The sequence below is a fragment of the Janibacter terrae genome (assembly GCF_039636765.1).
Taxonomy (GTDB): domain Bacteria; phylum Actinomycetota; class Actinomycetes; order Actinomycetales; family Dermatophilaceae; genus Janibacter; species Janibacter terrae.
The window spans coordinates 405153-431661 of sequence record NZ_CP144167.1 but is presented as its reverse complement, the minus strand read 5'-3'; the positions used below and the strand labels follow the sequence as shown (position 1 = coordinate 431661).

General features: G+C 72.5%; 22 protein-coding genes. 19 read left to right on the top strand and 3 right to left on the bottom strand.

Annotation, left to right across the window (positions count from 1 at the left end; genetic code table 11):
• The first annotated feature begins 3 nt into the window (after nt 1–3).
• The 12 genes from V3C34_RS02155 (at nt 4) to V3C34_RS02100 (ending at nt 16849) form a co-directional block, all read left to right on the top strand.
• Entirely contained in the window at nt 4–834 is an 831-nt protein-coding gene (locus V3C34_RS02155) for a PP2C family protein-serine/threonine phosphatase (protein WP_346007949.1), read from the top strand.
• Between the two features lie 2 nt (nt 835–836).
• A complete protein-coding gene (locus V3C34_RS02150) occupies nt 837–2630 on the top strand; it encodes an FHA domain-containing protein (protein ID WP_346007948.1) in 1794 nt (597 codons plus the stop codon).
• A gap of 7 nt (nt 2631–2637) precedes the next feature.
• On the top strand, nt 2638–4314 hold the full coding sequence (locus tag V3C34_RS02145) for a serine/threonine-protein kinase (RefSeq protein WP_346007947.1): 1677 nt from the start codon (nt 2638–2640) through the stop codon (nt 4312–4314).
• Nucleotides 4314–4796, top strand: a complete 483-nt coding sequence (locus tag V3C34_RS02140; RefSeq protein WP_068425888.1) for a hypothetical protein — start codon at nt 4314–4316, stop codon at nt 4794–4796. The genes V3C34_RS02145 and V3C34_RS02140 overlap by 1 nt, the downstream gene beginning before the upstream one ends.
• Nucleotides 4793–5509, top strand: a complete 717-nt coding sequence (locus tag V3C34_RS02135; RefSeq protein WP_068327706.1) for a hypothetical protein — start codon at nt 4793–4795, stop codon at nt 5507–5509. The genes V3C34_RS02140 and V3C34_RS02135 overlap by 4 nt, the downstream gene beginning before the upstream one ends.
• 6 nt (nt 5510–5515) lie before the next feature.
• Complete coding sequence (locus V3C34_RS02130) at nt 5516–6880, top strand: hypothetical protein (protein WP_346007946.1); 1365 nt, start codon at nt 5516–5518, stop codon at nt 6878–6880.
• Between the two features lie 13 nt (nt 6881–6893).
• A complete protein-coding gene (locus V3C34_RS02125; protein WP_346007945.1) occupies nt 6894–7862 on the top strand; it encodes a MoxR family ATPase in 969 nt (322 codons plus the stop codon).
• 19 nt (nt 7863–7881) lie between these two features.
• A complete protein-coding gene (locus tag V3C34_RS02120; RefSeq protein ID WP_169702015.1) occupies nt 7882–9297 on the top strand; it encodes a DUF58 domain-containing protein in 1416 nt (471 codons plus the stop codon).
• 19 nt (nt 9298–9316) lie between these two features.
• Nucleotides 9317–11710 (top strand): transglutaminaseTgpA domain-containing protein, encoded by a 2394-nt coding sequence (locus V3C34_RS02115; protein WP_346007944.1) that lies wholly within the window; start codon nt 9317–9319, stop codon nt 11708–11710.
• Nucleotides 11711–11715: 5 nt separating this feature from the next.
• On the top strand, nt 11716–16116 hold the full coding sequence (locus V3C34_RS02110; RefSeq protein WP_170307642.1) for an FtsK/SpoIIIE domain-containing protein: 4401 nt from the start codon (nt 11716–11718) through the stop codon (nt 16114–16116).
• 122 nt (nt 16117–16238) lie between these two features.
• Nucleotides 16239–16517 carry a WXG100 family type VII secretion target gene (locus V3C34_RS02105; protein WP_169702017.1) on the top strand — a complete coding sequence of 93 codons (279 nt, stop codon included), beginning with the start codon at nt 16239–16241 and terminating at the stop codon, nt 16515–16517.
• A 50-nt stretch (nt 16518–16567) separates the two neighbouring features.
• Nucleotides 16568–16849 (top strand): WXG100 family type VII secretion target, encoded by a 282-nt coding sequence (locus V3C34_RS02100; protein WP_068327729.1) that lies wholly within the window; start codon nt 16568–16570, stop codon nt 16847–16849.
• A 76-nt stretch (nt 16850–16925) separates the two neighbouring features.
• Here V3C34_RS02100 and V3C34_RS02095 read toward each other — a convergent pair whose 3' ends face one another.
• Genes V3C34_RS02095 through V3C34_RS02085 form a run of 3 tightly spaced genes read right to left on the bottom strand, consistent with a single transcriptional unit; the run spans nt 16926 to nt 18892 of the window.
• A complete protein-coding gene (locus tag V3C34_RS02095) occupies nt 16926–17144 on the bottom strand; it encodes a biotin/lipoyl-binding carrier protein (protein ID WP_068327732.1) in 219 nt (72 codons plus the stop codon).
• A gap of 48 nt (nt 17145–17192) precedes the next feature.
• Nucleotides 17193–18287 carry an inositol-3-phosphate synthase gene (locus V3C34_RS02090; RefSeq protein WP_068425903.1) on the bottom strand — a complete coding sequence of 365 codons (1095 nt, stop codon included), beginning with the start codon at nt 18285–18287 and terminating at the stop codon, nt 17193–17195.
• Nucleotides 18284–18892, bottom strand: coding sequence for a PadR family transcriptional regulator (locus tag V3C34_RS02085; RefSeq protein ID WP_245634838.1), 609 nt, complete (start codon nt 18890–18892; stop codon nt 18284–18286). The genes V3C34_RS02090 and V3C34_RS02085 overlap by 4 nt, the downstream gene beginning before the upstream one ends.
• Before the next feature lie 165 nt (nt 18893–19057).
• On the opposite strand from V3C34_RS02085, the gene V3C34_RS02080 reads away from it, so the two are divergent.
• The 7 genes from V3C34_RS02080 to V3C34_RS02050 all read left to right on the top strand — a co-directional run bounded on the left by V3C34_RS02080 (nt 19058) and on the right by V3C34_RS02050 (nt 26485).
• Complete coding sequence (locus tag V3C34_RS02080; protein WP_346007943.1) at nt 19058–21433, top strand: transglycosylase domain-containing protein; 2376 nt, start codon at nt 19058–19060, stop codon at nt 21431–21433.
• The gene (locus V3C34_RS02075) at nt 21434–22765 is read left to right on the top strand and encodes a hypothetical protein (protein WP_346007942.1); all 1332 of its coding nucleotides are present in this window, start codon (nt 21434–21436) and stop codon (nt 22763–22765) included.
• Nucleotides 22766–22933: 168 nt separating this feature from the next.
• Complete coding sequence (rpsF, locus tag V3C34_RS02070) at nt 22934–23221, top strand: 30S ribosomal protein S6 (protein ID WP_068327747.1); 288 nt, start codon at nt 22934–22936, stop codon at nt 23219–23221.
• A 76-nt stretch (nt 23222–23297) separates the two neighbouring features.
• A complete protein-coding gene (locus tag V3C34_RS02065) occupies nt 23298–23912 on the top strand; it encodes a single-stranded DNA-binding protein (protein ID WP_068327750.1) in 615 nt (204 codons plus the stop codon).
• A 97-nt stretch (nt 23913–24009) separates the two neighbouring features.
• Nucleotides 24010–24246 carry a 30S ribosomal protein S18 gene (gene rpsR, locus V3C34_RS02060; RefSeq protein WP_007925814.1) on the top strand — a complete coding sequence of 79 codons (237 nt, stop codon included), beginning with the start codon at nt 24010–24012 and terminating at the stop codon, nt 24244–24246.
• A gap of 30 nt (nt 24247–24276) precedes the next feature.
• On the top strand, nt 24277–24723 hold the full coding sequence (gene rplI / locus V3C34_RS02055; RefSeq protein ID WP_068327754.1) for a 50S ribosomal protein L9: 447 nt from the start codon (nt 24277–24279) through the stop codon (nt 24721–24723).
• Nucleotides 24724–24859: 136 nt separating this feature from the next.
• Complete coding sequence (locus tag V3C34_RS02050) at nt 24860–26485, top strand: DUF3352 domain-containing protein (protein WP_346007941.1); 1626 nt, start codon at nt 24860–24862, stop codon at nt 26483–26485.
• The last annotated feature ends 24 nt before the right edge of the window (nt 26486–26509 follow it).

Here is a 26509-nt window from a genome sequence, read left to right as displayed (position 1 = left end):
GCCGTGGCCGACCCCGACCAGATCCCCCGACTCGTGCTGCGCGTCGGCGCCGCCACCGACACCGGTCGCGTGCGTGAGCACAACGAGGACTCCGCGCTCGCCGAGGGCGGCATCTTCGTCGTGGCCGACGGCATGGGCGGGCACGCCGCGGGAGAGGTCGCGAGCGGCATCGTCGTGGAGACGATGCGGGAGCTCGTGGCCGTCCGGGACCTCACCTCCGACGACGTCGGCAAGCAGCTGCTCGCCGCCAACCAGCGGATCCTCGACGCCGTCGCCGCCCACCCCGACCAGCGGGGCATGGGCACGACCGCGACCGGCATCGCGCTCGTCACGGCCGGCGGAGCCGACCACTGGGCCGTCTTCAACGTCGGCGACTCGCGCGTCTACCGGCACATCAACGGGACGCTCACGCAGGTCACCGTCGACCACTCGGAGGTCCAGGAGCTCGTCGACGCGAGAGTCATCACGGCCGCGGAGGCGCGGGTCCACCCCTCGCGCAATGTCGTCACCCGATCGCTCGGCACCGACTACGCCTACCAGTCCGACATCTGGGTGCTGCCGCCGTACGCGGGGGAGCGCTTCGTCATCTGCAGCGACGGTCTGACCAACGAGATCGACGACGAGCGGCTGCATGAGATCCTGCAGGCCCACGGTGATCCGCAGGTCGCCGCCGAGGAGCTCGTCCGCGCGGCCGTGGAGGCCGGCGGGCGTGACAATGTGACGGTCGTCGTCGTCAACCTCGACGGCGACGTGGGCGACGACCTGTCGGAGACGAGTCCGCGGGAGTCGGGGGAGGTCACCTCGCCCCGGGGCGGCCTGGACGAGAAGGAGTGACCATGCGCACGAGGATCGAGGGCCACGCCGGCTGGGTCGAGGTCACCCGTGACGGGCTGACCGTGCTCGCGAAGGGCGACCCGGACCTCGCCGCGCGCCTCACCACGGCGCTCGACTCCGCCGAGGAGGGCGAGGAGCTCGCCGACGTCGTCACGGACGAGCTGAGCGCGGACGGCGTGCGCCGTGCGCCGGACTTCGCCCTGGTCGACACGGCCGCCGGTCGCGTCCTCGTGCGCGGCACCGCCGTGGTCCGTCTCGTCGACGGCGAAGGGGGGACCCGCGAGGTCCTCGCGCCCCGCCGTGGGCCGTGGGCCGACGAGGACCTCGACGAGGCCGACGAGGTGGTGCTCGTGACCGGCGAGGCCGAGCCGGCTGCCGAGCCCGAGCAGCAACCCGAGCCCGAGCCCGAGTCCGAGGCGCCGGCTGCGCCCGCGACGCCCCCGGCGGCGGGCGGCTGGGCCGTCCCGTCGGTCTTCGGTGCGCCCGCGGCCGAGCGCCCCGTCCTGAGCGTCGTGCCCGACCCGGCGCAGCCGATCGAGGAGGGCCGGGTCGTCGAGACCCCGGCCCCGCAGGGCCAGGACCTCGTCGACGAGGACGTGGCCGGCGAGGGCGAGGCCGACGAGGGCGAGGACGAGGAGCTGCCGAGCTTCGACTTCCTCTTCGGCAACACCAGCCACCACCGCAGCTCGCTGGTCTCCGCCCTCGAGGACCACGAGCACCAGGAGCAGATCGACTCAGGTCCGGTCGCCGCTGCCGGGGGCTTCCAGCCGTCGCAGGACCGGGCGGGCGCCACCCTCGCGCCGCCCTCGGACGACGAGGAGCACGCGCCCGTCGACCCGGCCCCGTCCGGTCCGAGCCTCGGCGCCCTGCCGGGCGGCCTGCCGCCGATGCCCGGCAGCGTGCCCGCGGCCGACCCGGAGCAGGCACCGGCGGCGCCCTCGATGCCGGGTCCCTCGTACTCCACCCCGCCCGCCGACGGCCCTGCCCTGCGGGTGCAGGCCGCCCGCGACGACGCCCCCGGTCACGAGCCGGGAGGCGGGCGACCGCAGTTCGCCGACGGCCACCTCGTCGGCTCGCGCGTGCTGCGTGCGGTGCCCGACGAGGCGGGTGCCGGAGCGGGCACCGGCGGGGAGCCCCCTTCGTCCGCGGACCAGGACCCCGGGATCATCTCCGCCGTGCCGTGGGGCCCGGGTGCGCCCGTCGGGCCGTCGATCGGAGGCCTCCCGGGGCTGCCGGGCGGCCTGCCCGGCCTGCCGGTGCAGGACCTCGGTCCGGCCCAGCCGGTGGACGACCGCGAGGAGCCCGCCGCGGACACCGGGGAGGTCCCGGCCGGCCCGATGGTGCTCGCGGTGCGGTGCAGCGTCGGCCACCACAACCCGCCGCACGCGACCCGGTGCCGGGTGTGCGGCCAGGACCTGCCGACCCAGCAGCCCGAGCAGACCCCGCGCCCCGCGCTCGGCCTGCTGCGCCTGTCCACGGGCGACGTCGTCACCCTCGACCGAGGGGTCCTCATCGGCCGTGCGCCCCGCGCGGCCACCGGGGCCAGCGGGGCGCGCGCACCGCACCTCGTGCGCATCTCCAGCCCCGACAACGAGATCTCGCGCAACCACGTCGAGATCGTGCTCGACGGGTGGCACGTCCTCGTGCGCGACCTGGGCTCCACCAACGGCACGACCGTCGCGCTGCCCGGGTCATCGCCCGTGCGGGTGCGGCCCGGTGACCAGCAGACGATCGAGCCCGGCACGACGATCACCCTCGCCGACCAGGTCTCGATGGTCTTCGAGGTCACGGGATGATGCCTGAGTGAGCACCACCCTCCCTCCCGACCTCGATGGTCTCGACTACGTCCAACCGCTCGGCTCCGGTGGCTACGCCGACGTCTTCCTCTACGAGCAGCAGATGCCGCGGATGAAGGTCGCGGTCAAGGTGCTGAGGACCGAGGGGCTCACGCCGGCGATCAAGCAGCAGTTCATCGACGAGGCCAACACCATGGCCCAGCTCGCCGACCACCCCTACATCGTCCAGGTCTTCCGGTCGGGCACGAGCGAGGACGGTCGTCCCTTCCTCGTCATGAAGTACTACCCGCCGCCCAACCTCGCCCAGCGGGCGCGGACGGCGCGCTTCTCCGTCGAGGAGGTGCTGCGCACCGGCATCCAGCTCTCGAGCGCCGTCGAGACCGCCCACCGTGCCGGCGTCATCCACCGCGACATCAAGCCCGCCAACGTGCTCGTCAGCCAGTACGGCTCGCCGGGCCTGACCGACTTCGGCATCGCCGGCCGCGGCGGGGCGCTCGAGGAGCTCGACGACGACATCGGCGTCTCGATCCCGTGGGCGCCGCCCGAGGTGCTCTTCGGCCAGAGCAACGGCGACGCCCGCGCCGACGTCTACGCGCTCTCGGCGACGCTGTGGCAGCTGCTCGTCGGCCGGTCCCCCTTCGAGGTGCCGGGGGGCGAAAACTCCGCGTACGCGCTCATGCCGCGCATCCGCTCCAACCCGCCGCCGAGCACCGGCCGCGCGGACGTGCCGCAGTCGCTGGAGCGGTTGCTCGCCCAGGCGATGAGCAAGAACCCGCTCGCCCGCCCCGCCAGCGCCATCGAGTTCGCGCGCAGCCTGCAAGCCATCGAGCAGGACGAGCGCTTCTCCCGCACCGCCATCGTCGTGCTCGACGAGCTCGGCCACACCGGCGACTCGAGGTCGCTGCCCGCCCACACCCAGGACCGCACGCGGCTGCGCGCGAACTCCGGCCCGGCCTCCGGCTCCGGTCCGCGCCCGACCACGGGCGCCCCCCCGCCACCGCTTGGCCAGCCCGTCATCGGCGGCCAGCTGAGCGGCGGTCGGGGGATCGGTGCCGCCGGAGCCGTCCCCATCGCGCAAGGAATCTCCGCCCGGACCGCCACCGGCCCCTCGGGCCCGCCACCGCCGCAGTCGACCGGTCCGCGCCCGCCGCAGTCGACCGGGCCGCGCCCGCCGCAGGCCTCCGGGCCGCGCCCGCCGCAGGTCTCCGGGCCCCGACTGCCGCAGGCCTCCGGGCCCCGGCCGAGCGCCGCGCCCTCGACGGCCAAGCGCACCTGGTGGCCGATCGCGGCCGGCATCGTCGGCATCCTGCTTGTCGTCGCCGTGGTCGGTGTCGCCCTCTCCCTCGACGGCGGCAGCGGCTCGGCGTCGACCTCGAGCGGCGGGAACGGTGCCCCCCTCGAGGCACCGACCTTCACGAGCAAGGTCGTGGGAACCTCGGCGCAGTACACGATCACCTCGGACGCCTACCAGGACGGCGACTACTACCAGATCAGCTCCACGCCCGTCGCCGAGGAGCTCTCGCGGGTCACCCCCTCCGGGGTCAAGGTCGACCCGGAGACCAGGACGGGGACCTTCGAGCAGGAGTTCGGCAGCGCGACGCGGCTGTGTGCCCACGTGCGCATCCAGCGCGGCGACCAGTACGGGCCCTGGAGCGAGACGAAGTGCATGGACAAGGAGGGCTGATGAGCCACCACGTGCCGCCGACCCGCCAGCACCCTGACCCGCCCGAGCCGCCGCGCCGGGGGATCGAGGTGGGGCTCCTCCCCTTCGTCGCGAGCATCATCGGGATCCTCCTCGTCGCCGGGATCATCGGCGGGGTGCTGTGGGCCACCCGCGACGGTGCCGACCCCGTCGCGACCACGCACACCGACCCGACGCAGCCCGGCGGGGCACTCTCCGGGCGCCCCACGCTGCAGGTCGAGCCGGACGGCACGACACTGGTGTGGACCATGGACTTCGAGGGGCTGCAGGAAGGGGACGTCTTCATGCTCTCCACCGGCCCCGACCCCGACGCGGTGACCGGGGAACCGGTACGCGTCGACGGCACGACCCTCGAGCAGGGCGTCTCGCCGGGCGAGCAGCGGTGTGGGATGGTCCAGGTCGTGCGAGGCTCCCAACGATCCGGGTGGTCCGACGTCCAGTGCGAGAGGGTGGGACAGCAATGAGTGACAGCGTGGTGACGGTCGACTTCTGCGGTGAGCTGCACGAGGCACCGACGGAGGGCACGCTCACCATCGGGCGCGAGGGTGACGTCGAGATCGACGACAACCCCTTCCTCCACCGGCACTTCCTCCAGATCAGCCACGAGGGCGGCTGGTGGTGGCTGACCAACATCGGCTCCACCCTCACGGCGACCGTCGCCGACAAGAAGGGCCTCTTCCAGGCCTGGCTCAACCCCGGCGCGCGCATCCCGCTCGCCTTCGAGAAGGTCACCGTGTGGTTCACGGCCGGCCCGACGACGTACGACTTCGACGTCCTCGTCGGCAACCCGAGCTTCACCTCCGTCGACCACGAGGTGCTGCTGCCGCAGCAGGGCGGCGAGACCACCGTCGGGCGCGTCGCCTTCACCCCCGACCAGAAGCTGCTCGTCGTCGCCCTGTGCGAGGACTTCCTGCGCCGCGCGGGCGCGGGGCAGGGCGCCATCCCGAGCTCGGCCGTGGCCGCGCAGCGGCTCGGCTGGAAGGTCACGAAGTTCAACCGCAAGCTCGACAACGTCTGCCAGAAGCTCGCCGACGCGGGGATCCGCGGGCTCCACGGCGGACCGGGCAAGCTCGCGAGCAACCGCAAGTCGCGGCTCGTCGAGCACGCGCTGTCGACGCGCATGGTGACCGAGGACGACCTCGTGCTGCTGGACGACCCGGAGAGCATCGAGGCCTGAGCCCGGATGACCGAGCAGGGGGCAGGAGCGGCCGAGGGGACTGCCGGGAGCGAGCCACGTCGTCGAGCGACGTGGCTGCGCGTCGTCTCCGGCGGCGTCGTCGCGCTCGCGCTCGCCGTCGCCGGGATCTTCGCCCTGCGGGCCGAGGGCCGCCCCGTGCACGACGTGGCCCTCACCGACGGCAGCGTCTGGGTCTCCGGCGGCACGACGGGGTACTGGGGCCGGGTCAACACCGGGGCCCACAGCCTCGACCTCATCCTCCACGGCGCGGGGGAGAAGGACGCCGAGGACCTGCGCCCGGACATCCTCCAGGACGGGCGCAACGCGGTCGGCATCACCGGGGACCGCCGCCTCGTCGCCGTCGACTCGCGCACCGGCGAGCCCCTGGAGGGAGAGGTCCAGCTGCCGCAGCCGCACTACCCGTCCGGGACCCCGTTCGAGCGTCCCGACCTCGTCGCCCTGCAGGGCAACACGATCGCGGCCGTCGACCACGACACCGGCCGCATCTGGGCCAAGCGGCTCGACCCCAAGGGCGGCACCCCGATCACCGACCTGCTCGAGACGGGCCTCGTCGACACCGTCGGCCCCGGGGCCGCGATCACCGTCTCCGTGGACGGCGACATCATGGCCGTCTCGGCGGAGAGCGGCACGGTCGTCGAGATCCCGGCGAAGGGGGAGGGCTTCGGCCCCCCGAGGCGCGCCGACGCCGGCTTCTCCGGCAGCCGGGCCGCGGACATCACCGCGGTCGGCGACACCTGGGTCGTCCTCGACCTCGAGACCGGCCGGATCCACGCCGAGGGCCTGCCCGAGCCGCAGTCCCTGCCCGACGGCACCCAGGAGACGCCGGGTGTCACCCTGTCGCTGGCGCTGCTCCAGCAGGCCGGGCCCGAGGCCGATGTCGTCGCCTACCAGACGATCGATGACGCCGGCCTCGTGCCGATCCGTGACGACCTCGACCAGGTGCCCCAGGACCAGGTCGTGTCGGGCATCGACCAGAAGCGCACGCGGGACCGCTTCCAGAAGATCTCCCGTCCCGCGATCAACGGCGACTGCCTCTACGCCGCCTGGGGGGACCGCAGCACCATCCGGTGGGGTCGCTCCTGCGGTGGCAGGGCGGAGGGCACCTCGGCGCTGGAGCTCGTCGGCAACACCACCCGCAGGGAGGGCGTCGTCTTCCGGACCAACCGGGGGCAGATCCTCCTCAACGACCTCGACACGGGGCGGGTCTTCGACATCGCCCTCACCGGGGACGTGCGCATCGACACCTGGCCCGGCGGCGCCCCGCGCAGCGAGCCGGAGCGGTGGATCTCCCCGGTGCAGCGGGACCGCCCGACGCCGCCCACGACCACCTCGACAACGAAGACCGGATGAGGAAGCAGGACAGATGAGCATCTCCCAGGAGCAGGCCGGTTGGTTCAACCAGGCCTTCCAGCAGATGGTCGGCAACATCGACCAGGTCATCCTCGGCAAGCAGCACGTGGTGCGGCTGGCTATCACCTGCCTGCTCTCCGAGGGACACCTCCTGCTCGAGGACTACCCGGGCACCGGCAAGACCCAGCTCGCCCGCGCGCTCGCCGCGACCGTGCAGGGCAGCAGCAGCCGCATCCAGTTCACCCCCGACCTGCTGCCGAGCGATGTCACGGGCGTGACGATCTACGACGAGCGCACCAAGACCTTCGACTTCCACCGGGGCCCGGTCTTCGCGACCATCGTGCTCGCGGACGAGATCAACCGGGCCTCGCCCAAGACGCAGTCCGCGCTCCTGGAGGTCATGGAGGAGGGGCGGGTCACCGTCGACGGCACGACCCACGACGTCGGGCGGCCCTTCATGGTCGTCGCGACGCAGAACCCCATCGAGCAGGCCGGCACCTACCGCCTGCCGGAGGCCCAGCTCGACCGCTTCCTCATGAAGACCTCGATCGGCTACCCCGACCACGAGGCCACCGTCGCCGTCCTGTCCGACGCGGCCCGCCGCGACCGCACGAAGGGTCTGCGGCCCGTCGTCACCGCGCAGGTCGTGAGCGACATGGCCGGGCTCGCCGACCAGGTCCACGTCGACGCCGCGATCCTCGCCTACGTCTCGCGCCTCGCCGAGGAGTCGCGCCGGCACTCCGACGTGCGCCTCGGGCTGTCCGTCCGCGGCTGCCTCGCCTTCGTCCGTTGCGCCAAGACCTGGGCGGTGTCCCAGGGGCGTGCCCACGTCGTGCCCGACGACATCAAGGCGCTCGCCGAGCCGGTGATGAGCCACCGGCTCCTGCTCACCGCCGAGGCCGAGTTCGCCGGGGTCCGCACGAGCGACGTCATCGGCCGCATCCTCGGCGAGGTCGCCCCGCCGACCGAGCGGGTCGCCTGACCGCGAGGACGAGCCGACGATGACGACAGGACTGCCCACACCCCCGCCGGAGCGCCCCCGCGGGCGCGGCCGCGTGGGCGCCTCCACGGCCGCACCCGACGTCCCGTCGAGCGACGCGCGGCTGGAGCGGATGGCGCAGGCCAGCCAGCAGCGGGCGTCCGGCAACCGTCGGACCGTCACCCTGCCCGGCGCCGCCGTCCTCGAGGCGTCGAAGGGAGCCACCCGCGCCGTGCGCAGGGGGGCCCACGCGAGCGACGAGCGGCTGCGCCGCCGGTGGTTCGGCGGCCGGCTTGACTGGGTGACCTCGCTCGGCTGGAGCCTCCTGGGCGTCGGCGTGCTGCTCGGGGTGCTCGCCGTGCTGCTCGGCTGGGTCGAGCTGGCGATCATGGCGGTCACCGCCCTCGTGCTCGTCGCGCTCGGTGTCCTGGTCTCCCTCGGCCGGCACCGTGCGGACGTCGACCTGGTCGTCGAGCCGCTGCGGGCGGAGATCGGTGACCTCGCCCAGGGCCACGTCGTCCTGACCAATGCGTCGAGGCGCACGATGCTCCCTTCGCTCGTGCGCCTGCCGGTCGGGGACGCCGAAGAGGTCATCGCGGTTCCGTTGCTGCGCAAGGGCGCCCAGCACCGGATCTCCTTCCCGATCGGCACGCCGAGGCGCGGCGTCATCCCGGTCGGCCCCCCGACGACGGTCGTCGGTGACCCGCTCGGCATCACCCGTCGCACGGCGACCTTCGGCGGGCAGCAGCTCATGCATGTGCACCCGCGGCACGTCGCGCTCGAGTCCGGCGCCCACGGCCTGCTGCGTGACCTCGAGGGCGAGGTGACGCCCGAGCTGTCGATGGCCGACATCTCCTTCCACGCGCTGCGCGAGTACGAGCCCGGCGACGACCGGCGCTACGTGCACTGGCGCTCCTCGGCCAAGCACGGCCGCCTCCTCGTGCGGCAGTTCCAGGAGACGCGGCGCTCGCACCTCGGCGTCGTCGTCGACCCCGACCCGGCGATGTACCCGGGGGGCGAAGGGGACGTGGAGACCGCCATCGCCGTCGCGGCGTCGCTCATGGTCGCCTCGATCAAGGACGAGCAGGAGGCCACGGTCGTGTGCAAGGACGCCTTCGCCACCCGCACGACCGTGCCGCTCGTGCTCGACACCCTGACGACGGCGGGCACGGGGCGCACCGACCTCGTGCGCTCGGCCCGCGCGGTCGTGACCGCCGCGCCGGACTCCTCGGTCGCGGTCCTGTGCACCGGGCCCGGCCGCGCCTTCCTCGAGATCCAGCAGTGCCTCGGCGAGTTCGAGACCGAGGTGCACAAGGTGGCGGTCGTCGTCGACCCCCGCGCCCGGACCGGCCTGCGGCGCGTGCGCGGCCTGAGCATCGTGACGATCACGGACCTCGCCGACCTCGCGCGCGTGCGCGCGGGTCTGGTGCCCGCATGAGCCACGAGGGGAGCACGCGATGAGCCTCGTCGGCGCACCCCGGCCGGGGATGATCAAGCCCGAGCTCACCGGGCGGGACAAGGTCCGCGCGACGCTCGGCCGGATGCGCCCGGGGACCGGGCACTGGGTCGACATCGTCTTCACCGTGGCGGTCGTGGCCTGTGCGCTCGTCGGGCTGCGGACCGCGCTCTTCGGCTGGGAGGCCTGGCGGGCCGCGGCGGTCGGCATCGTCCTCGGCCTCGTCGTGGGGCACGTCCAGGGCACCTACCGCTGGCCGCTCGTGGCGATCACCGCCCTCGGGGCCGTGCTCCACCTGCTCCTCGGCGGTCCGCTCGCGGTCCGCGACGACGTGAGGTGGGGCTTCCTGCCCGTGGGGCAGACCTTCAAGGACCTCGTCGCCGGTCCGGTCACGGGCTGGATGGACCTGCTGACGCTCGTGCCCCCGGTCGACGCCCGGGGCCGCTTCCTGGCGATCCCCCTCTTCCTCGCGCTCGTGGGGACCGCGGTGACCTACGCGACCGCCCGCGTCACCCGGTCGCGGCTGCGGCTCGTCCTGCCCCCCTTCGTCCTGCTGGCGGTGACCATCGCGCTCGGCACCCAGGAGCCGGCCGCCCGCTGGGTGCAGGGTCTGCTGCTCGGCACCCTCCTCATCGCCTGGCTCGTCGTGCGCGACCACCTCGACCCCGGCGTCGGCATCGCCCGTCCCGGCACCCGGCGACCGGCCCCGTCGCGGGTCCTCTCCGGGCTGCTACTCCTCGGCGTCGCGACCCTCGTCGGGGGCCTGCTCGGGCCGCACCTGCCCGGGGTCGAGAGCGACCGTCGGGTCGCGCGCACGGGGGTCGTCCCGGGGCACGACACCAATGTCCTGGCCTCGCCGCTCGGCCGCTACCGCGAGTTCACCGAGTCCAGCCCGAGCGGGCTCTACGACAAGGAGCTCATGCGGGTCGACGGGGTCCCGCCGACCACCCCGATGCGGCTCGCGACGCTCGACACCTGGGACGGCTCGACGTGGGGCATCGCCGGTCGTGGCGACTCCCGGGCCGACGCCGGCCGCTCCTTCCAGCAGTTCGGCCGGCGCGTCGGGGTGCTCGAGAGCAGCGACCCGAGCCGGGTCACGGTGACGATCCCCGAGGGCGGCTACTCGGGGTCCTGGGTGCTCACGACCGGTCGGGTCGAGGGCATCGAGTTCACGGGTGACGCGAGGGAGCGCCTCGACGAGAGCGTCTGGCTCAACCTGAGCACCAACACCGTCCTCGCCCCGCCCGAGCTGCGTCCCGGCGACGTCTACGAGCTGCGCACCGAGCTGCCCCCGCCGGGCGAGGGCGCACTGCCGGAGCAGCTGCCGGTGGCGCGGGGGAGCATGCCCATCCCGGGCGACACCTCCTTCGTCGACGGTCGGATCAACGCGTGGAAGGGGGAGGCGCGCGACCCGTGGGGCCAGTTCCGTGCCATCGCGACCACGATGCGCGAGCAGGGCACCTACACCGACGGCAGCCCGTCCACCGGTCGGCGCTCGCCGACCGAGGCCGAGCGCAGTGCCGCCGCCACCGACGTGCAGCGCTTCCCCGCAGGGCACGGCCTGGGCGTGCTCGACCGCTTCCTCAACTCGCAGCCGCTCGCCGGCAACGACGAGCAGTACGCGTCGACCCTCGGGCTCATCGGCAACCGGCTGGGCATCCCGACCCGGGTGGTCGTCGGCGCCACCGCGACCGACGACGGGATCGTCCGCGGGCGCGACATCCACGCCTGGGTCGAGGTGCAGCAGGCCGACGGCAGCTGGTTCCAGGTGCTCCCGCAGACCTTCGTCCCGACCGGGGCGACGCCGGCCGGCACCGAGCCGCAGCCCTGGACGCCGACCGAGACCGAGCCGCCCCCGCCCCCGCCGGCGGAGCCGCCGCCCCCGCCCGCGGAGGTGGTCGACTGGTCGGCCCCCTCGACGTGGCCGCTGTGGGCCCAGCTGCTCGCCGTCTTCGGGGCGCTGCCGCTGCTCCTGCTGGCGCTCACTCCCTTCGTCACGATGCTGCGGCGGGCCCTGCGGCTGCGCGGGGGCACCCCCGACCGCCGGGTCGGTCGCGCGTGGAACGACCTCGTCGAGGAGGCCCGCGCCCTCGGCCTGGTGCTCCCCGCCGGCGGGACCCGCCTCGAGCAGGCGGTCGCGCTCGGACCGGCCGTCGACGCCGTCCCCGCGGCGATGCGGGCCGACGCGATCGTCTTCGGCGAGGCCCCGCCCCACCCGGCCGCCGTCGCCGACTGGCAGCGCGAGCTGCGTCAGGTCCGTCGCCGGCTGCGCCGCCGGGCCCCCGTCGGCAGGCGCCTGCGTGCGACCTTCGACCCCCGGCCGCTCTTCTCCCACCAGGAGGACATCGGCCTGCACGATTCCACCACCGCCCCCGCCCGGAAGGCGCTCCGATGAAGCTGATGTTCACCCTCCGAGGCTCCGGCAACGAGGACACCGACCTCGTCGCCACGGTCGACGGACGCACGACGGTCGGTGACCTCGCGGAGCACCTCGTCCTCGCCGACCCCGAGCGCCAGCGCAGCGGCAGCCACTACGACCGCTCCGACCTCGGCGAGCACACCCTCGCCCTCGTCGACGAGAACCACCGCGCCGTCGACCCCAACACCACGGTCCAGGAGTCCGGCCTGCGCTCCGGTGCCCACCTCGCGGTGACCCGGCGCTCCTCGGGCTACAAGGACACCGCCGCGCCCGTCGCCGTGGCCCGGGTCGTCGCCGGGCCCGACGCCGGCCGGGAGTACGCGCTGCAGCGGGGCACCTCCCACGTCGGCCGCGGCCGTGACTGCGAGGTGCAGATCAACGACGCGTCGGTCTCCCGCCGGCACGCCAAGCTGCTCGTGGCCGACGTCGTCGAGGTGACCGACCTCGGCAGCTCCAACGGCGTCGTCGTGGGCGACGAGCAGGTCGACCGGGCGATCCTGCGCGAGGGCGAGACCTTCACGATCGGCGACACGACCTTCGAGATCTCGGCCAGGACCCGTGCCGCGGGGGTGACGACGACCGAGGCGGGAGACATGGCCTTCACCCGCTCGCCGCGGATCGCGCCCGTCTACCAGGGGCTGCAGTTCGAGGTGCCCGAGCTCCCGGAGCGCGGCAAGCCCCAGCGGATGCCGCTCGCGATGATGCTCGTGCCGATCTTCATGGGCGCGACGCTCTTCGCCATCACGCGCTCGCGCTTCACCATCATGTTCATGCTCATGATGCCGATGATGATGCTCGCCAACGCGTGGGAGTCGCGGCGTCGGGTCCGGCTGGACTTCGAGGAGGCGATGGCGGACTTCCGCGAGGACGTCGGCTACCTCGTCGAGGACATCGAGGTCGAGCTGGACCGCGAGCACGACATCCGGCGCCAGGAGCACCCGGCGGTCTCGGAGTTCGCCCGGGCCGTCGCCGTGCACCACCCGCTCATGTGGACCCGCCGCCCGGGGGAGCCGGGCTTCCTCGAGTACCGCCTCGGCCTGGGGGTGCGGCCGAGCCGCAGCGAGATCAAGCTGCCCAAGATGGGCCGCACCCGCGCCGAGGCCTGGCTCGAGGTCTCCAAGCTCATGCAGGGCCTCGGGGTCGTCGCCGACGTGCCGGTCACCGCCCACCCGCTCCTCGACGGCGCGATCGGTGTCTCCGGTCCGCGCGACGCGGCCCTGGGCCTGGCCCGCTCCCTCGTCGCCCAGACGATCGCCGCGCACTCGCCCGCCGAGGTCGTCCTGTGCGCCCTGGCGTCGACGACGTCCGGGCGCGACTGGGACTGGCTGAAGTGGACGCCGCACACCTCGTCGCCGCAGAGCCCGCTGGACGTGCAGCACACGGCGAGCTCCGGGCCGGGCTGCTCGGCGATGATGGAGCAGCTCGAGACGCTCGTCAGCACGCGCGCTGCGCAGGGGGAGAAGGCGAGGAAGGCCCCGGCCGTCGTCGTGCTCGTCGAGAACGACGCCCCCGTCGAGCGGGCGCGGCTCGTGCAGCTCGCCGAGGCCGGGTGGAGGGAGGCCGTCGTCGTCATCTGGGTCGCCCCCGTGACCGAGCAGCTGCCCGCGGCGTGCCGCACCTTCGTCGAGGTCTCCGAGACCGGTGCCTGCCAGGTCGGCTGGGTCGCCCCGGCACAGGTCGCGACCGATGTCTCCGCCGACCTGCTCCCGGCGAGCGACGCAGCGACGACGGCGCGCCGGCTCGCCCCGATCACCGACTCGAGCGCCCTCTCCCAGGACGACTCCGACATCCCGCGCTCGGTCTCCTACCTCGCGCTCGTCGGCACCGAGCTGGCCACCTCCGAGACGGCCGTCATCGAGCGGTGGAACGAGAACCGCTCCATCCTCACCGGCCGCCATGCCCCCCCGACCCCGAGCCGCCGGCCCGGCTCCCTTCGCGCCGTCATCGGCCAGTCCGCCATGGGCACGTACAGCATCGACCTGCGCTCCGACGGGCCGCACGCGCTCGTCGGCGGCACCACCGGCGCCGGCAAGTCCGAGCTGCTGCAGGCGTGGATCCTCGGCATGGCCACGGCCAACAGCCCGCAGCGGGTGACCTTCCTGCTCGTCGACTACAAGGGCGGCTCGGCCTTCCGTGACTGCGTCCAGCTGCCGCACACCGTCGGCATGGTCACCGACCTCTCGCCGCACCTCGTGCGCCGCGCGCTGGCCTCGCTGTCGGCCGAGCTGCACTACCGCGAGCACCTGCTGGCGCGCTTCAAGGCCAAGGACCTCGTCGAGCTGGAGCGGCGCGGCGAGGTCGAGGCACCGCCGAGCCTGATCATCATCGTCGACGAGTTCGCCGCCCTCGTCCAGGAGGTCCCCGACTTCGTCGACGGGGTCGTCAACATCGCCCAGCGGGGTCGCTCGCTCGGGATCCACCTGATCCTCGCGACGCAGCGTCCGGCGGGTGTCATCAAGGACAACCTGCGCGCCAACACCAACCTGCGCATGGCGCTGCGCATGGCCGACGAGGCCGACTCGAGCGATGTCCTCGGGACCAAGGACGCCGCCTGGTTCGACCCGGCCCTGCCCGGCCGCGCGATGGCCAAGTCCGGCCCGGGCCGGCTGGTGCCCTTCCAGACCGGGTACGCCGGTGGGTGGACGAGCGACACCCCCCCGCCGCCGGACATGCTCGTCTCGACGCTCGCCTTCGGCGCACCGGTGACCTGGGAGCTGCCCGCCAAGCCGAAGGGGGACGAGGACCCCGACCTCGGGCCCACCGACATCCAGCGCGTCGTCGAGACCGTCGAGCGGGCGCGGGTCGAGTCCGAGATCCCCCTCCCGCGCAAGCCCTGGCTGCCCGAGCTCGGCGAGGTGTACGACCTGGCCAAGCTCCCGACCGAGCGTCGCGACGACGAGCTCGTCATCGGTGTCGCCGACGACCCCGACCGGCAGGCGCAGCCGACGATCAGCTTCCGCCCCGACGCCGAGGGCAACCTCGCCGTCTACGGCGCCTCGGGTGCGGGCAAGAGCTCCTTCCTGCGGACGATCGCCATCACCGCGGGGTTCACCGTGCGCGGCGGCCCCTGCCACGTCTACGGCCTCGACTTCGGCAACCGCGGCCTGTCGATGCTCGAGGACCTGCCGCACGTCGGCAGCATCATCTCGGGCCAGGACGAGGAGCGGGTCAAGCGGCTCATCACGATGCTCCGCGAGACCATCGACGAGCGGGCGATCCGCTACTCCAGGAGCAGCGCCACGACGATCACGCAGTACCGCAGGCTCACCGGCGACACCGACGAGCCGCGCATCTTCGTGCTCGTCGACGGCCTGACCGCCTTCCGCAACGCCTACGAGTCCTCCGGTGCCCTCATGAGGTGGCTCGACGCCTTCACCGCGCTGCTCGGGGACGGCCGCCCCGTGGGGGTGCACTTCGTGCTCTCCGTCGACGCGCGCAACGGCCTGCCGGTGTCGATGGGCTCGTCGGTGCAGTCCCGCTTCGCGCTGCGCATGGCCACGGACGAGGACTACGGGTTCCTCGGTGTGCCCTCGGACGTGCTGACGCCCGAGTCGCCCCCGGGGCGGGGCATCTTCAAGAAGCGCGAGGTCCAGGTGGCCGTGCTCGGCGGGAGCCAGGACGCGTCCGAGCAGTCGCGCATGGTGCGCGGCTTCGCCGAGACGATGGCCAAGTCCGGACGGACGCCGGCACCGCCGATCGCGTCGCTGCCCGAGGTCGTCCCCGCGAGCGACCTGCCGGCGGAGGTCGGCGGCCTGCCGGTGATCGGCATGGACTCCGACGAGCTGGCCCCGGTCGCCTTCGACCCCAGGGGTGGCTTCGTCGTCACCGGCCCGCCCGGCAGCGGCCGGACGACGACGGTCGCGGCGATGGTGCGGGCGGTCAAGCGCTGGAACCCCGCGGCCCAGGCGCACCTCATCACCGCGCGGCGCAACTCCGAGCTGCTGGACATGCCCGAGTTCGACACGACGGCCACACGCGAGGAGGCGGTCAAGGAGCTGTGCGCCCGGCTCAAGGAACGGGCGCTCGACGAGTCCTCGCCGCTGCAGGTGCTCGTGCTCGAGAAGGTCGACGACCTCAACGCGCCGCCCTTCCAGGCCCCGGTGCAGGACGTCGTCAAGCCGCTCGTCGACAACGACCACTTCGTCATCGGAGAGGCGGACCCCCAGGCCTTCAGCTCGAGCATGGGCATGCCGGGGATCATCAAGTCCTCGCGTTCGGGCATGGCCCTGGCCCCGGACGGGTCCGAGGGGACGATGGTCTTCAAGACCAACTTCCCGCCGCTCGCGCGTGTCGTCATGCCCGAGGGCCGGGGCGTGCTCGTCCGTCGCGGACGCGCCGCCATCGTCCAGGTCGCCCTGCAGGAGCCCGCCTGGCGGCGATGATCCGGGGGAGTTCTCCCCATGTACCGCGGCGCGGTTCCTTCCCTAGTGTTGGCAGCAGTCGGGCAGGGACACGGCCCGCGAACCACCACAGACCACGCACCACCCGATCGCAGGAGGACAACATGGCTTGGCTCGGTATGAACCTCGACACCGTCAAGGGCGAGCTCCCGAAGTGGGTTCAGCTCAAGGAAGACCTCAACAACGTCATCACCTCGGTCAACACCCAGGTCAACGAGGCCGACCAGAACTGGAACGGCCCGGACTCCGAGCAGTTCGTCACCGAGTGGGAGAGCAACCACCGTCCCAACCTCGAGAAGATCGTCGGTCTCCTCGAGGCGCTGGAGCAGCAGCTCAACCGGGACATCGCGGGCCAGGAGTCGGCCTCCAACGAGTACGCCTGACCCACCCGAGCACACCCCCCCCACACACCAAGACTTGAAGGAGAACTGACATGGCCATGGATCACGCGATGGACGTCGAGCGGATCAGGGACATCGCCGCGAAGCTGAAGACGGAGGCCGGCAAGGTCAACGAGATCATCAGCAACGGCACCACCCAGGCCGGCACGCTGGCGGAGAACTGGCTCGGCCACGACTCCGACCAGTTCGGCCAGGACTGGCAGGACGCCGCGCGGCAGCTGCAGAACGCCCAGCAGTCGCTCGAGGAGTACTCGCAGAAGGCGAACAACAACGCGGACCGCCAGGACGACAAGTCCAAGTCCGTGGGCGCCTGATCGCCGTAACGCGCACGCGAGGGGGCGGGCCCGACCACGCGGTCGGACCCGCCCCCTTCGTCATGCCCGGACGAGCTCAGTCGTCGATGACGACGAGGACCTCGCCCTCCTGGACGACGTCCCCCGGGGAGACCTTGACCTCCAGGACGCGGCCGGAGCGGTCGGACAGCACGGGGATCTCCATCTTCATCGACTCGAGGAGCACGAGCTCGTCGCCCACCGCGACGACCTGGTCGGCCGCGACCTGTACGGCGAGGACGTTGGCGACCAGCTCTGACTCGACTCTGTGACCCATGCCACCGAGGTTAGTGGAGCGGTCGGCCGGCAGGTACCCGGGTCCGGATCAGCGCTCCTCGGTGCCTGCGATGAAGGCCTCGAGCTTGACGCGGCCCTCGGTGTCCTCGCGCTGCTCCGGCGGGGACTTCATGAGGTAGCTGCTCGCGGAGAGCAAGGCGCCCCCGATGCCACGGTCCTTGGCGATCTTGGCCGCGCGGATGGCGTCGATGATGATGCCGGCGCTGTTCGGCGAGTCCCAGACCTCGAGCTTGTACTCGAGGTTGAGCGGGACGTCGCCGAAGGCGCGGCCCTCGAGGCGCACGTACGCCCACTTGCGGTCGTCGAGCCACGCGACGTAGTCGGACGGGCCGATGTGGACGTTGCGGTCGTCCGCACCGACGCCGGCCAGCGGGCCGTCGAGGTTGGAGGTCACGGCCTGCGTCTTGGAGATCTTCTTCGACTCCAGGCGCTCGCGCTCGAGCATGTTCTTGAAGTCCATGTTGCCGCCGACGTTGAGCTGGTAGGTGCGGTCGAGGACCACGCCGCGCTGCTCGAAGAGCTTGGCCATGACGCGGTGCGTGATCGTCGCGCCGACCTGGCTCTTGATGTCGTCGCCGATGATCGGGACGCCGGCGTCCTCGAACTTCTTGGCCCACTCGGGGTCGGAGGCGATGAAGACGGGCAGGGCGTTGACGAAGGCGACACCCGCATCGATCGCGCACTGCGCGTAGAACTTGTCGGCCTCCTCCGAGCCCACGGGCAGGTAGCTGACAAGGACGTCGACCTCGGCGTCCTTGAGCGCCTGGACGACGTCGACCGGCTCGGCGGGGGACTCGTCGATGGTCAGGGCGTAGTACTTGCCGATGCCGTCGAGGGTCGGGCCGCGCTGGACCGTGACGCCGGACGTCGGGACGTCGGCGATCTTGATCGTGTTGTTCTCCGAGGAGTTGATCGCCTCGGAGAGGTCCTTGCCGACCTTCTTGTCGTCGACGTCGAAGGCGGCGACGAACTGGACGTCGGAGACGTGGTAGTCGCCGAACTTCACGTGCATGAGACCGGGGACGGTGCCCTGCGGGTCGGCGTCCTTGTAGTACTCGACACCCTGGACGAGCGAGCTCGCGCAGTTGCCGACGCCGACGATGGCGACGCGGATGGCGGTCATGGGTTCTCCTTGGTGGGGGGCGGGTTGAAGGCGGGGTGGGTCGGGTCGCTCAGGGAGCCGGGGCGCACGAGGGGCGTGCGGCGCTCGGCGTCGAGGAGGTCGTCGAGCCAGCGCAGCGCGCGCTCGACGGCGTCCTCGTCATGGGCACGAAGGGCGGCGGTCCAGCGGTCCCCGCGGCTCGGGCCCTCGGCGCCGCGCATCGCGGCGAGCTGCTCGGCGAGGCGCGCCCGGCGGCCCTCGAGGATGCGCACGCGCACCTCGCGCTCGGTGCGGGCGAAGAAGGCGACGCGCACGTCGAAGGCCTCGTCGGCCCAGCTGCCGGGGTCGGTGCGGCCGGCGAGCGCGGCGAAGGCCTCGCGCCCGGCGTCGGTGATCGTGTAGGTGATCCGCTGCCGACGGCTGCTGGTGGCGCGGGGCTCGTCGCGGTCGACGCTCACGAGGCCCTGGCCCTGCAGGCTGGCCAGGCACGGGTAGAGGGTGCCGAAGGACAGGGCACGGAAGGCGCCGAGGCCGGTGTTGAGCCGCCGGCGCAGCTCGTACCCGTGCAGGGGGCTCTCGTGGAGGAGGCCGAGCACGGCGAACTCGAGCATCTCCCTGCGGCGCACGTGCCCTCCCTTCGTCCCTGATCTCGGTGCACCGCTCGGTGGGTGGTGCCCGTTGATCGTACTCGATGTATCGGGGAGATACATCGAGTTTCGTCGTGACGCGCCGTGAGCAGCAGCCATACTGGTGGCGCGTCTCCCCCCGATCCCGCAGTACACGAGGTCCCCATGTCCAACTCCCCCCGTACCCGCGCCGAGGTCCGCCGCCGGCGCTCGTCGACCGCGCGTGGCGGCGGCCCACGACGACGAGGCCGCGGGCTCCTGCACAAGGTGCTCCTGGGCCTCGCGGCCCTCGTCGCCCTCGGGATCGTCGCCGTCGTCATCGCGTACCTCATGACCGACATCCCCGAGCCGAACGACCGCGCGGTCGCCCAGGCCTCGGTCATCTACTACTCCGACGGCACGACGGAGATGGACCGGATCGCCACCGTCAACCGCGAGGCCGTCGAGCTCGACGCGATCCCCGACGACGTGCAGCACGCGTTCATCGCCGCCGAGGACCGCTCCTTCTACGACAACCGGGGCATCTCGCCCAAGGGCATCTTCCGCGCGGTGAGCGGGGCCCTGGCCGGGGAGGACCGCGGTGGCGGCTCGACGATCACCCAGCAGTACGTGAAGAACTACTTCCTCACCCAGGACCAGACGATCGAGCGCAAGGCGCGCGAGATCCTCATCTCGGTGAAGATCGACGGCGAGCTGAGCAAGGACGAGATCCTCGCCAACTACCTCAACACCATCTACTTCGGCCGCGGGGCCGACGGGATCCAGACCGCCTCGCAGGCCTACTTCGGCAAGGACGTCGAGGACCTCTCGGCCTCCGAGGGCGCCCTGCTGGCCAGCGTCATCCGCGGTCCCTCGCTCTACGACCCCTCGCTCGGGCAGGAGCAGACCACCCTGGCGAAGGGGAGGTGGGCCTACGTCCTCGACGGCATGGTCGAGAAGGGCTGGATGACGCCCGCCGAGCGCGCGAAGCAGAAGTTCCCGAAGGTCAAGGCGCCCAAACGCTCCCAGTCGCCCTCGAGCGACATCGGTTTCATCACCGAGGAGGTGCGCACCGAGCTGCGCAGCAAGCTCGAGCTCTCCGACGCCGACATCGACCGGGGCGGGTTCAAGATCGTCACGACGATCGACAAGAAGGCGCAGCGCGCCGCCCGTGAGGCGGTCGAGGACAACCGGCCGACCGGCGAGCGGACCTCCGACCTGCACATCGGCCTCGCGGCCATCCAGCCGGGCGACGGCGCGATCCGCGCGATGTACGGCGGCTCCCGCTTCGGCAAGGGCCGCTACGGCTACTTCAACTCCGCCGTCGACGGCAAGATGCAGGCCGGCTCGACGATGAAGCCCTTCACGATGATCGCCGCCCTGCGCAAGGGGATCCCGCTCTACACGACGTACAGCGGGGCGAGCCCGTACTACGACAAGGCGTTCATCTACGACGGCAAGGACGCGACCGCGATCCAGCGCGCCGGGGGTGTCGTCAACTACGGCAACACGTCGTACGGACCGGTCAACATGCGCACCGCGACGCAGAAGTCGGTCAACACGTACTACGCCCAGCTCAACCTCGCCGCCGGGGCGAGGTCGACGGCCGAGTCGGCCAAGGACTCCGGCGTCGTCGCGTGGAACGGTGACAAGCGCACCGGGATCTCCACCGGGCCGGGCAATGTCTTCGGCACGGACGCCGTGCGGGTCATCGACATGGCCAACGCCTACGCGACCATCGCGGCCGAGGGACGACGGGCCACCCCGTACTACATCTCCTCGGTGAAGAGCACCGGCGAGTACGAGCTGGACTACAAGGTCAAGAAGGACGTGCGCCGCGCGTTCCCGCAGGACGTCGCCCGCGACGCGATCCAGGCGATGAGCCAGGTGGGCCAGCCCGGGGGCACCGGGTACCCGACGGTGGCCGACCTGGGCCGCCCGGTGGGGGGCAAGACCGGCACGACGTCCAACAACTACGCCGCCTGGTTCGACGGCTTCACCCCGGGGCAGCTGGCCACTGCCGTCGGCATGTACAAGGGCGACGGGCGGCTCGTCGACAAGAACCAGCTGGTGAACCTCGGCGGGTACGGCGAGATCACCGGCGGCACGGTCCCGGCCCGCATGTGGACCGACTTCATGATCGGCGCCCTCGAGGGCGAGCCGGTCAGGAAGCTGCCACCGCCGGGCAACGTCAAGTACCGGCCGCAGACCGACGGGCCCACCGACGCGCCGCCGCCGATCACGACGACGACGCAGGCCCCGGAGCCCGTGCCGACGACGACCTCCCAGACGCCGCGCACCACCACGACGACGACCACGTCGACGCCGTCCTCGACGAGCACGAGCTCCTCCTCCTCGTCCAGCACCTCCTCGAGCACGACGACGAGCACCACCCCGCCGTCACCGACGACGACCTCCACGCCGCCGCCGCCGCCGCCGACGACGACCTCCACGCCGCCGCCGCCACCGCCGCCGACGACCACGACGACGCCGACGACCACGTCGCTGCCGACCATCCCGCGGCCCACGGGTGGTGGCCGCGGGACGGGGCAGGGGGAGTAGGTGCCCCGCGAGTCGACCCCGCGGGACCTGCTGCCCGAGGACGCGAGCGAGCTGCTCGGCGGGCCCATGGGTCGCCGGGTCGCTCCGCGGCAGCTCGCACTGGGACGGGTGCTGCCGCTGGTCGCGGCGCTGAGCATGGTCCCGCTCGCCGGGGCCGTGCTGCGCCAAGGCCACTGCATCGGCACCGGCTGGAACGGTGACGACCAGTTCTGGCGCGGGTGCTTCTCCGACCTGCCGGCGCAGTACCAGCTCGGCGGGCTCGAACGGGGCATCGGCGGGTGGCTCGCCGGCGAGATCCGCCTCGAGCAGATGCCGCTCCTGTCCGGGCTGATGTCCCTCGTCGGCGGGCTCATCCCCGACACCGGGGGCTGGCTGACCGACACCCGCTGGTACCTGACGACCTGGACGCTGCTCATCGCGATCTGCCTCGTCGTCGCCGTGTGGTGCCTCGGGCGGATGCGCCCCCAGCGCCTCGACCTGGCGACCCAGCTGGCCCTCTCGCCGGTCCACGTCGTCGCGGCGCTGCTCTCGCCGGACATGGTCGTCGTCACCCTCGTGCTGGCCGCGATGCTCGCCGACTGGACGCGGCGCCCCGTCCTCGCGGGCGTCCTCCTGGGCGTGGCCCTGCTCGGGCACGCCTGGGTCGGCATGGTCGCCGTCGCGCTGGTCGTCGCCGCGCGCCGCGTCGGGCACGTCGAGGACGCCGTGCGCACCGTCGCGGTGGCGCTCGGCACCGCCCTGGCCGTCGGTCTCGTCCTCGCGCTCGCCTCCCCGGAGATCGCCACCGGACCGCTGCGCGCGTGGTGGGGCGGCAAGCCCGGCTACGGCTCGGTCCTGATGATCCCCGAGCTCGCGGGCCACCCCCTGCCGAGCCGGGTCGCGCCCCTCTTCGCCCTCGTCGGCTGGGCCGCGGCGACCTGGGCGGGTGTGCTCATGGCCCGCCGCGCCTGGCGACCGGCGACGTGGGCGCAGGTCGCCGCCTTCACGGTCCCGCTCGTGGCGCTCACCGGAGCCTCGGTGCCGGTGCAGGCGGCCTTGTGGGTGCTGCCGCTGGCGATCCTCGCGGGCGTCTCGTGGCGCACCCACCTCGGCTTCGTCGCCGTCGAGGCGGTCCACGCCACCGCGCTGTGGCTGCACATCGGTGCGGCGTCCGACCCGGACACGGGCCTGCCCGCACCGTGGTACGCCGTCATCGTCCTCGGCCGGGCGATGGCGTGGGGCTTCCTGCTGTGGAGCGTCTGGTACACGCCGGTCGACAACCCGGCGCCCTCCCTTCGTCCCCAGACCCCGACGGTCGACGACGAGCGTCCACAGGAGCCGGTCACCGTCTGAGCGGCCCGTCGCCCGGGTGCACGCTTTGGTGCGAAGGGAGTGCAGCCGATACCCTCGGGTGTCTCCCGTGTCGTCGTCGTCCTGACGGCGTGCCCGGGGACCGATGCACAAACCCTCCTGTCACGGAGAGACCGTGACCGCACAGACCGAAGGAGGCGGGTTATCAGCATGCGTCAGTACGAGCTCATGGTCATCTTCGACCCCGAGACCGACGAGCGGGCCGTCCAGCCGCTGTTCGACAAGTTCCTCACCGTCGTCACCAAGGACGGCGGCAGCGTGGACAAGATCGACCACTGGGGCCGTCGTCGTCTCGCCTACGAGATCAACAAGAAGGCAGAGGGCCTCTACGCCGTCGCCAACCTGACCTGCACGCCGGCGACGAGCAAGGAGCTCGACCGCCAGCTGGGTCTCTCCGAGCAGGTCCTGCGGACCAAGCTCATGCGCATCGAGGCCTGAGACAGCCTCGACCCCCGGTCCGTCGGTGCATGCCGACGGACTCACCTGAGACGATCACCGATCGAGAAGGAAACCCATGGCAGGCGAGACCCCCATCACCGTTATCGGCAACCTCACGGCTGACCCGGAGCTCCGGTTCACCCCGAGTGGCGCCGCAGTGGCCAACTTCACCGTTGCCTCGACCCCCCGCACGTTCGATCGCCAGACGAACGAGTGGAAGGACGCGGAGACGCTCTTCATGCGCTGCTCCGTGTGGCGCGAGGCCGCCGAGAACGTTGCGGAGTCCCTGACCCGTGGCACCCGGGTCGTCGTGACCGGTCGCCTGATCTCCCGCTCGTGGGAGGACAAGGAGACCGGCCAGAAGCGCTCCGTCATGGAGATGCAGGTCGACGAGGTCGGCCCGTCGCTGCGCTACGCCACCGCCAAGGTGACGAAGACCCAGCGCGGCGGTGGCGGCGGCCAGGGCGGCGGCGGTTCCTGGGGCGGCGGTGGCCAGCAGGGTGGTTCCGGCGGCGGCTTCGGCGGCCAGCAGGAGGACCCGTGGGCGACCGGCGGCCAGCAGGGGGGCGCCCCGCAGGGTGGCGGCTTCGGCGGCCAGCAGGCTCCCGCCCAAGGTGGCGCCCCGCAGGGCGGCGGCCAGGGTGGCGGTGGCTGGGGCAACGCGCCCAGCTACGACGAGCCCCCCTTCTGATCGATCCCTCACGCCCGGGTCCGCCCGAGCACCAGACAACACCCCCATCCCGAGGACCAACCTCGGGCTCTCGTGAACACCGAAGGAGAGCACCACGATGGCCAAGCCCGTAGTGCGCAAGCCCAAGAAGAAGGCCAACCCGCTCAAGGCGGCGAAGGTCGAGAACATCGACTACAAGGACGCGAACCTGCTGCGCAAGTTCATCTCCGACCGCGGGAAGATCCGTGCCCGTCGCGTCACCGGCGTGTCCGTCCAGGAGCAGCGCCGCATCGCGACCGCTGTCAAGAACGCCCGGGAGATGGCCCTGCTGCCCTACTCCTCGTCCAACCGCTGATCCGCGGCCGCGAAGAATCCAGGAGCAGACATGAAGGTCATCCTCACCCACGAGGTCTCCGGCCTCGGTACCGCCGGTGACGTCGTCGACGTCAAGCCGGGTTACGCCCGCAACTTCCTCTACCGTCGCGGCCTCGCCGAGGCGTGGACCAAGGGTGCGCAGAAGCAGGTCGAGGCGCTCGCCGCCGGCCGCGCCGCTCGCGCCGTGAAGTCCCTCGAGGAGGCGACCTCGATCAAGGGCAACCTCGAGTCGCAGAAGGTCACCATCGCCGCCCACGCCGGCGAGTCCGGTCGCCTCTTCGGCGCCGTGACGAGCCGCGAGGTCGCCGAGGCCGTCAAGGCCGGCGGTGGCCCGGAGCTCGACCGTCGCACGATCGAGATCCCGACGCCGATCAAGTCGGTCGGCCCGGCCGAGGCGCTCGTGCGCCTGCACCCCGAGGTCCAGGCGAAGGTCAGCCTCGACGTCGTCGCCGGCTGAGTCCGGTCACATCCCGACGGGGGGCCCACCATCACGGTGGGCCCCCCGTCGTCGTGGGTAGTCCTCCCCATGTCCACGGAGGGTCATCGAACCGTAAGGTTCATGCCAAGACTTCGTCACGACCCGGGGAGAGATCATGACCCAGCCGCCCTTCGGCCAGCCACCCGCGCCCGGCGGCCAACCCCCACCGCCTCCCGGGTACGGGCAGCCCGGGTTCGGACAGCCCGTCCACGGGCAGTACCCGGGCGTCCCGCCGCAGTACCCCGGCGTCCAGCAGCAGCCCGGCCAGTGGGGGCACCAGCCCCCGCCCCAGCCGGCCCCGAGCTCCCGCAGGGCCCTCAGGTGGGGCGCCCTCGGTGTCGCGGGTGTCCTCTCCCTCGGTCTCCTCGGCGGCGGCGCGCTCTTCGCCTACGGCAAGATCAACGGCGGCGGCCCCCAGCCGGAGACGGCCCTGCCGGCGACCGCCATCGCCTTCGCCAAGGTCGACCTCGACCCGTCCGCCGACCAGAAGGTCGACGCCTTCCGCTTCGCCCGCAAGTTCCCCGGCGCCCGCGACGAGCTCGCCGACATCGACGAGGGCAGCGACCTGCGCCAGGAGCTCTTCGACGCCATCAAGGAGGACGGCGGGCTCGAGGGCGTCGACTACGCGCAGGACGTCGAGCCCTGGCTCGGCCAGCGCTTCGGCGTCGCGGTCCTCCCGCCCACCGACGGCTCGAGCGAGCCCGGTGTCGTCGTGGCACTGGCGAGCACCGACGAGGACGCCGCCCGCCGGGGCCTGTCGAAGGTGACCGGCACCGGTGGCTACTGCTCCGTCCAGCCCGATTTCGCGATCTGCGGCGAGGAGCAGTCGGTCGTCGACACGGCGGTCGACGAGGCCCAGGACAGCCCGCTCGCCGAGGACGACCGCTTCACCCAGGACATGGAGGACCTCGGCGAGGACGGCCTCGTCACCGGCTGGATGGACGCGAACAGGGCGCAGCAGCTCCTGGGCGCCCTCGGCACCGGTGTCTCCACCACCTCCGAGCCGGTGGGCCGCTACGCCGCCGCGATCCGCTTCGACGGACCGACCCTCGAGATCGCCGGCCGCGCCAACGGCCTGCCCGACGGCAGCGTCCCCGCCGGGGACGGGACCGCGGTCGGCGACCTGCCGGCCGACACCTTCGCCGCACTGTCGATCTCCGGCCTGGACGAGTCGATCCGCAAGGCCTGGCCCCAGTTCGACAAGGGCGCGAGGGGGAGCCTCGGCGAGGACTGGCAGGACGGGATCGACTCCTTCACCCAGGAGACCGGTCTCTCCGTGCCCGATGACCTCGCCAAGGCGGTCGGGAGCGAGACGAGCCTCGCTGTCGGGCCGGACGCGGACACCCCCAAGGTCGCCCTGGTGACCAACGGTGACCGCGGGCTCATCGACAAGCTCGTCGCCTCCGTCAACAGCAGCACCACCGGCACGGGCGGCACGCCCCAGCTGACGGTCAAGGATGCCGACGGCAACCGGACGGTCGTCTCGACCGATGCCGGCTACGCCGACCAGGTCGCCACCGGGTCCGGTCTCGCGGCCGCCGACGCCTTCAGGGACGCGGTCCCGGACGCCGACAAGGCCGGCAGCGTGGGGTACCTCGACATCGCCAAGGCCGTCGAGCTCTTCGGCGAGGACCTCGGCGACGAGGAGCGCGCCAACCTCGGGGCGTTGAAGTCCGCCGGATTCGCCGTCTGGGGCGAGGGCGACCACGCGGACTTCCGCTTCCGCCTGACGACGAGCTGACCCGCTCGACCTCGTCCGCTGCCC

Coding starts and splice junctions, on each gene's coding strand:
- V3C34_RS02100 (WP_068327729.1), top strand. CDS start 16,568: ATGGCCATGGATCACGCGATGGACGTCGAGCGGATCAGGGACATCGCC.
- V3C34_RS02090 (WP_068425903.1), bottom strand. CDS start 18,287: ATGACCGCCATCCGCGTCGCCATCGTCGGCGTCGGCAACTGCGCGAGC.
- V3C34_RS02115 (WP_346007944.1), top strand. CDS start 9,317: ATGAGCCTCGTCGGCGCACCCCGGCCGGGGATGATCAAGCCCGAGCTC.
- V3C34_RS02065 (WP_068327750.1), top strand. CDS start 23,298: ATGGCAGGCGAGACCCCCATCACCGTTATCGGCAACCTCACGGCTGAC.
- V3C34_RS02130 (WP_346007946.1), top strand. CDS start 5,516: ATGACCGAGCAGGGGGCAGGAGCGGCCGAGGGGACTGCCGGGAGCGAG.
- V3C34_RS02105 (WP_169702017.1), top strand. CDS start 16,239: ATGGCTTGGCTCGGTATGAACCTCGACACCGTCAAGGGCGAGCTCCCG.
- V3C34_RS02095 (WP_068327732.1), bottom strand. CDS start 17,144: ATGGGTCACAGAGTCGAGTCAGAGCTGGTCGCCAACGTCCTCGCCGTA.
- V3C34_RS02135 (WP_068327706.1), top strand. CDS start 4,793: ATGAGTGACAGCGTGGTGACGGTCGACTTCTGCGGTGAGCTGCACGAG.
- rplI (WP_068327754.1), top strand. CDS start 24,277: ATGAAGGTCATCCTCACCCACGAGGTCTCCGGCCTCGGTACCGCCGGT.
- rpsR (WP_007925814.1), top strand. CDS start 24,010: ATGGCCAAGCCCGTAGTGCGCAAGCCCAAGAAGAAGGCCAACCCGCTC.
- rpsF (WP_068327747.1), top strand. CDS start 22,934: ATGCGTCAGTACGAGCTCATGGTCATCTTCGACCCCGAGACCGACGAG.
- V3C34_RS02050 (WP_346007941.1), top strand. CDS start 24,860: ATGACCCAGCCGCCCTTCGGCCAGCCACCCGCGCCCGGCGGCCAACCC.
- V3C34_RS02080 (WP_346007943.1), top strand. CDS start 19,058: ATGTCCAACTCCCCCCGTACCCGCGCCGAGGTCCGCCGCCGGCGCTCG.
- V3C34_RS02120 (WP_169702015.1), top strand. CDS start 7,882: ATGACGACAGGACTGCCCACACCCCCGCCGGAGCGCCCCCGCGGGCGC.
- V3C34_RS02140 (WP_068425888.1), top strand. CDS start 4,314: ATGAGCCACCACGTGCCGCCGACCCGCCAGCACCCTGACCCGCCCGAG.
- V3C34_RS02125 (WP_346007945.1), top strand. CDS start 6,894: ATGAGCATCTCCCAGGAGCAGGCCGGTTGGTTCAACCAGGCCTTCCAG.
- V3C34_RS02110 (WP_170307642.1), top strand. CDS start 11,716: ATGTTCACCCTCCGAGGCTCCGGCAACGAGGACACCGACCTCGTCGCC.
- V3C34_RS02150 (WP_346007948.1), top strand. CDS start 837: ATGCGCACGAGGATCGAGGGCCACGCCGGCTGGGTCGAGGTCACCCGT.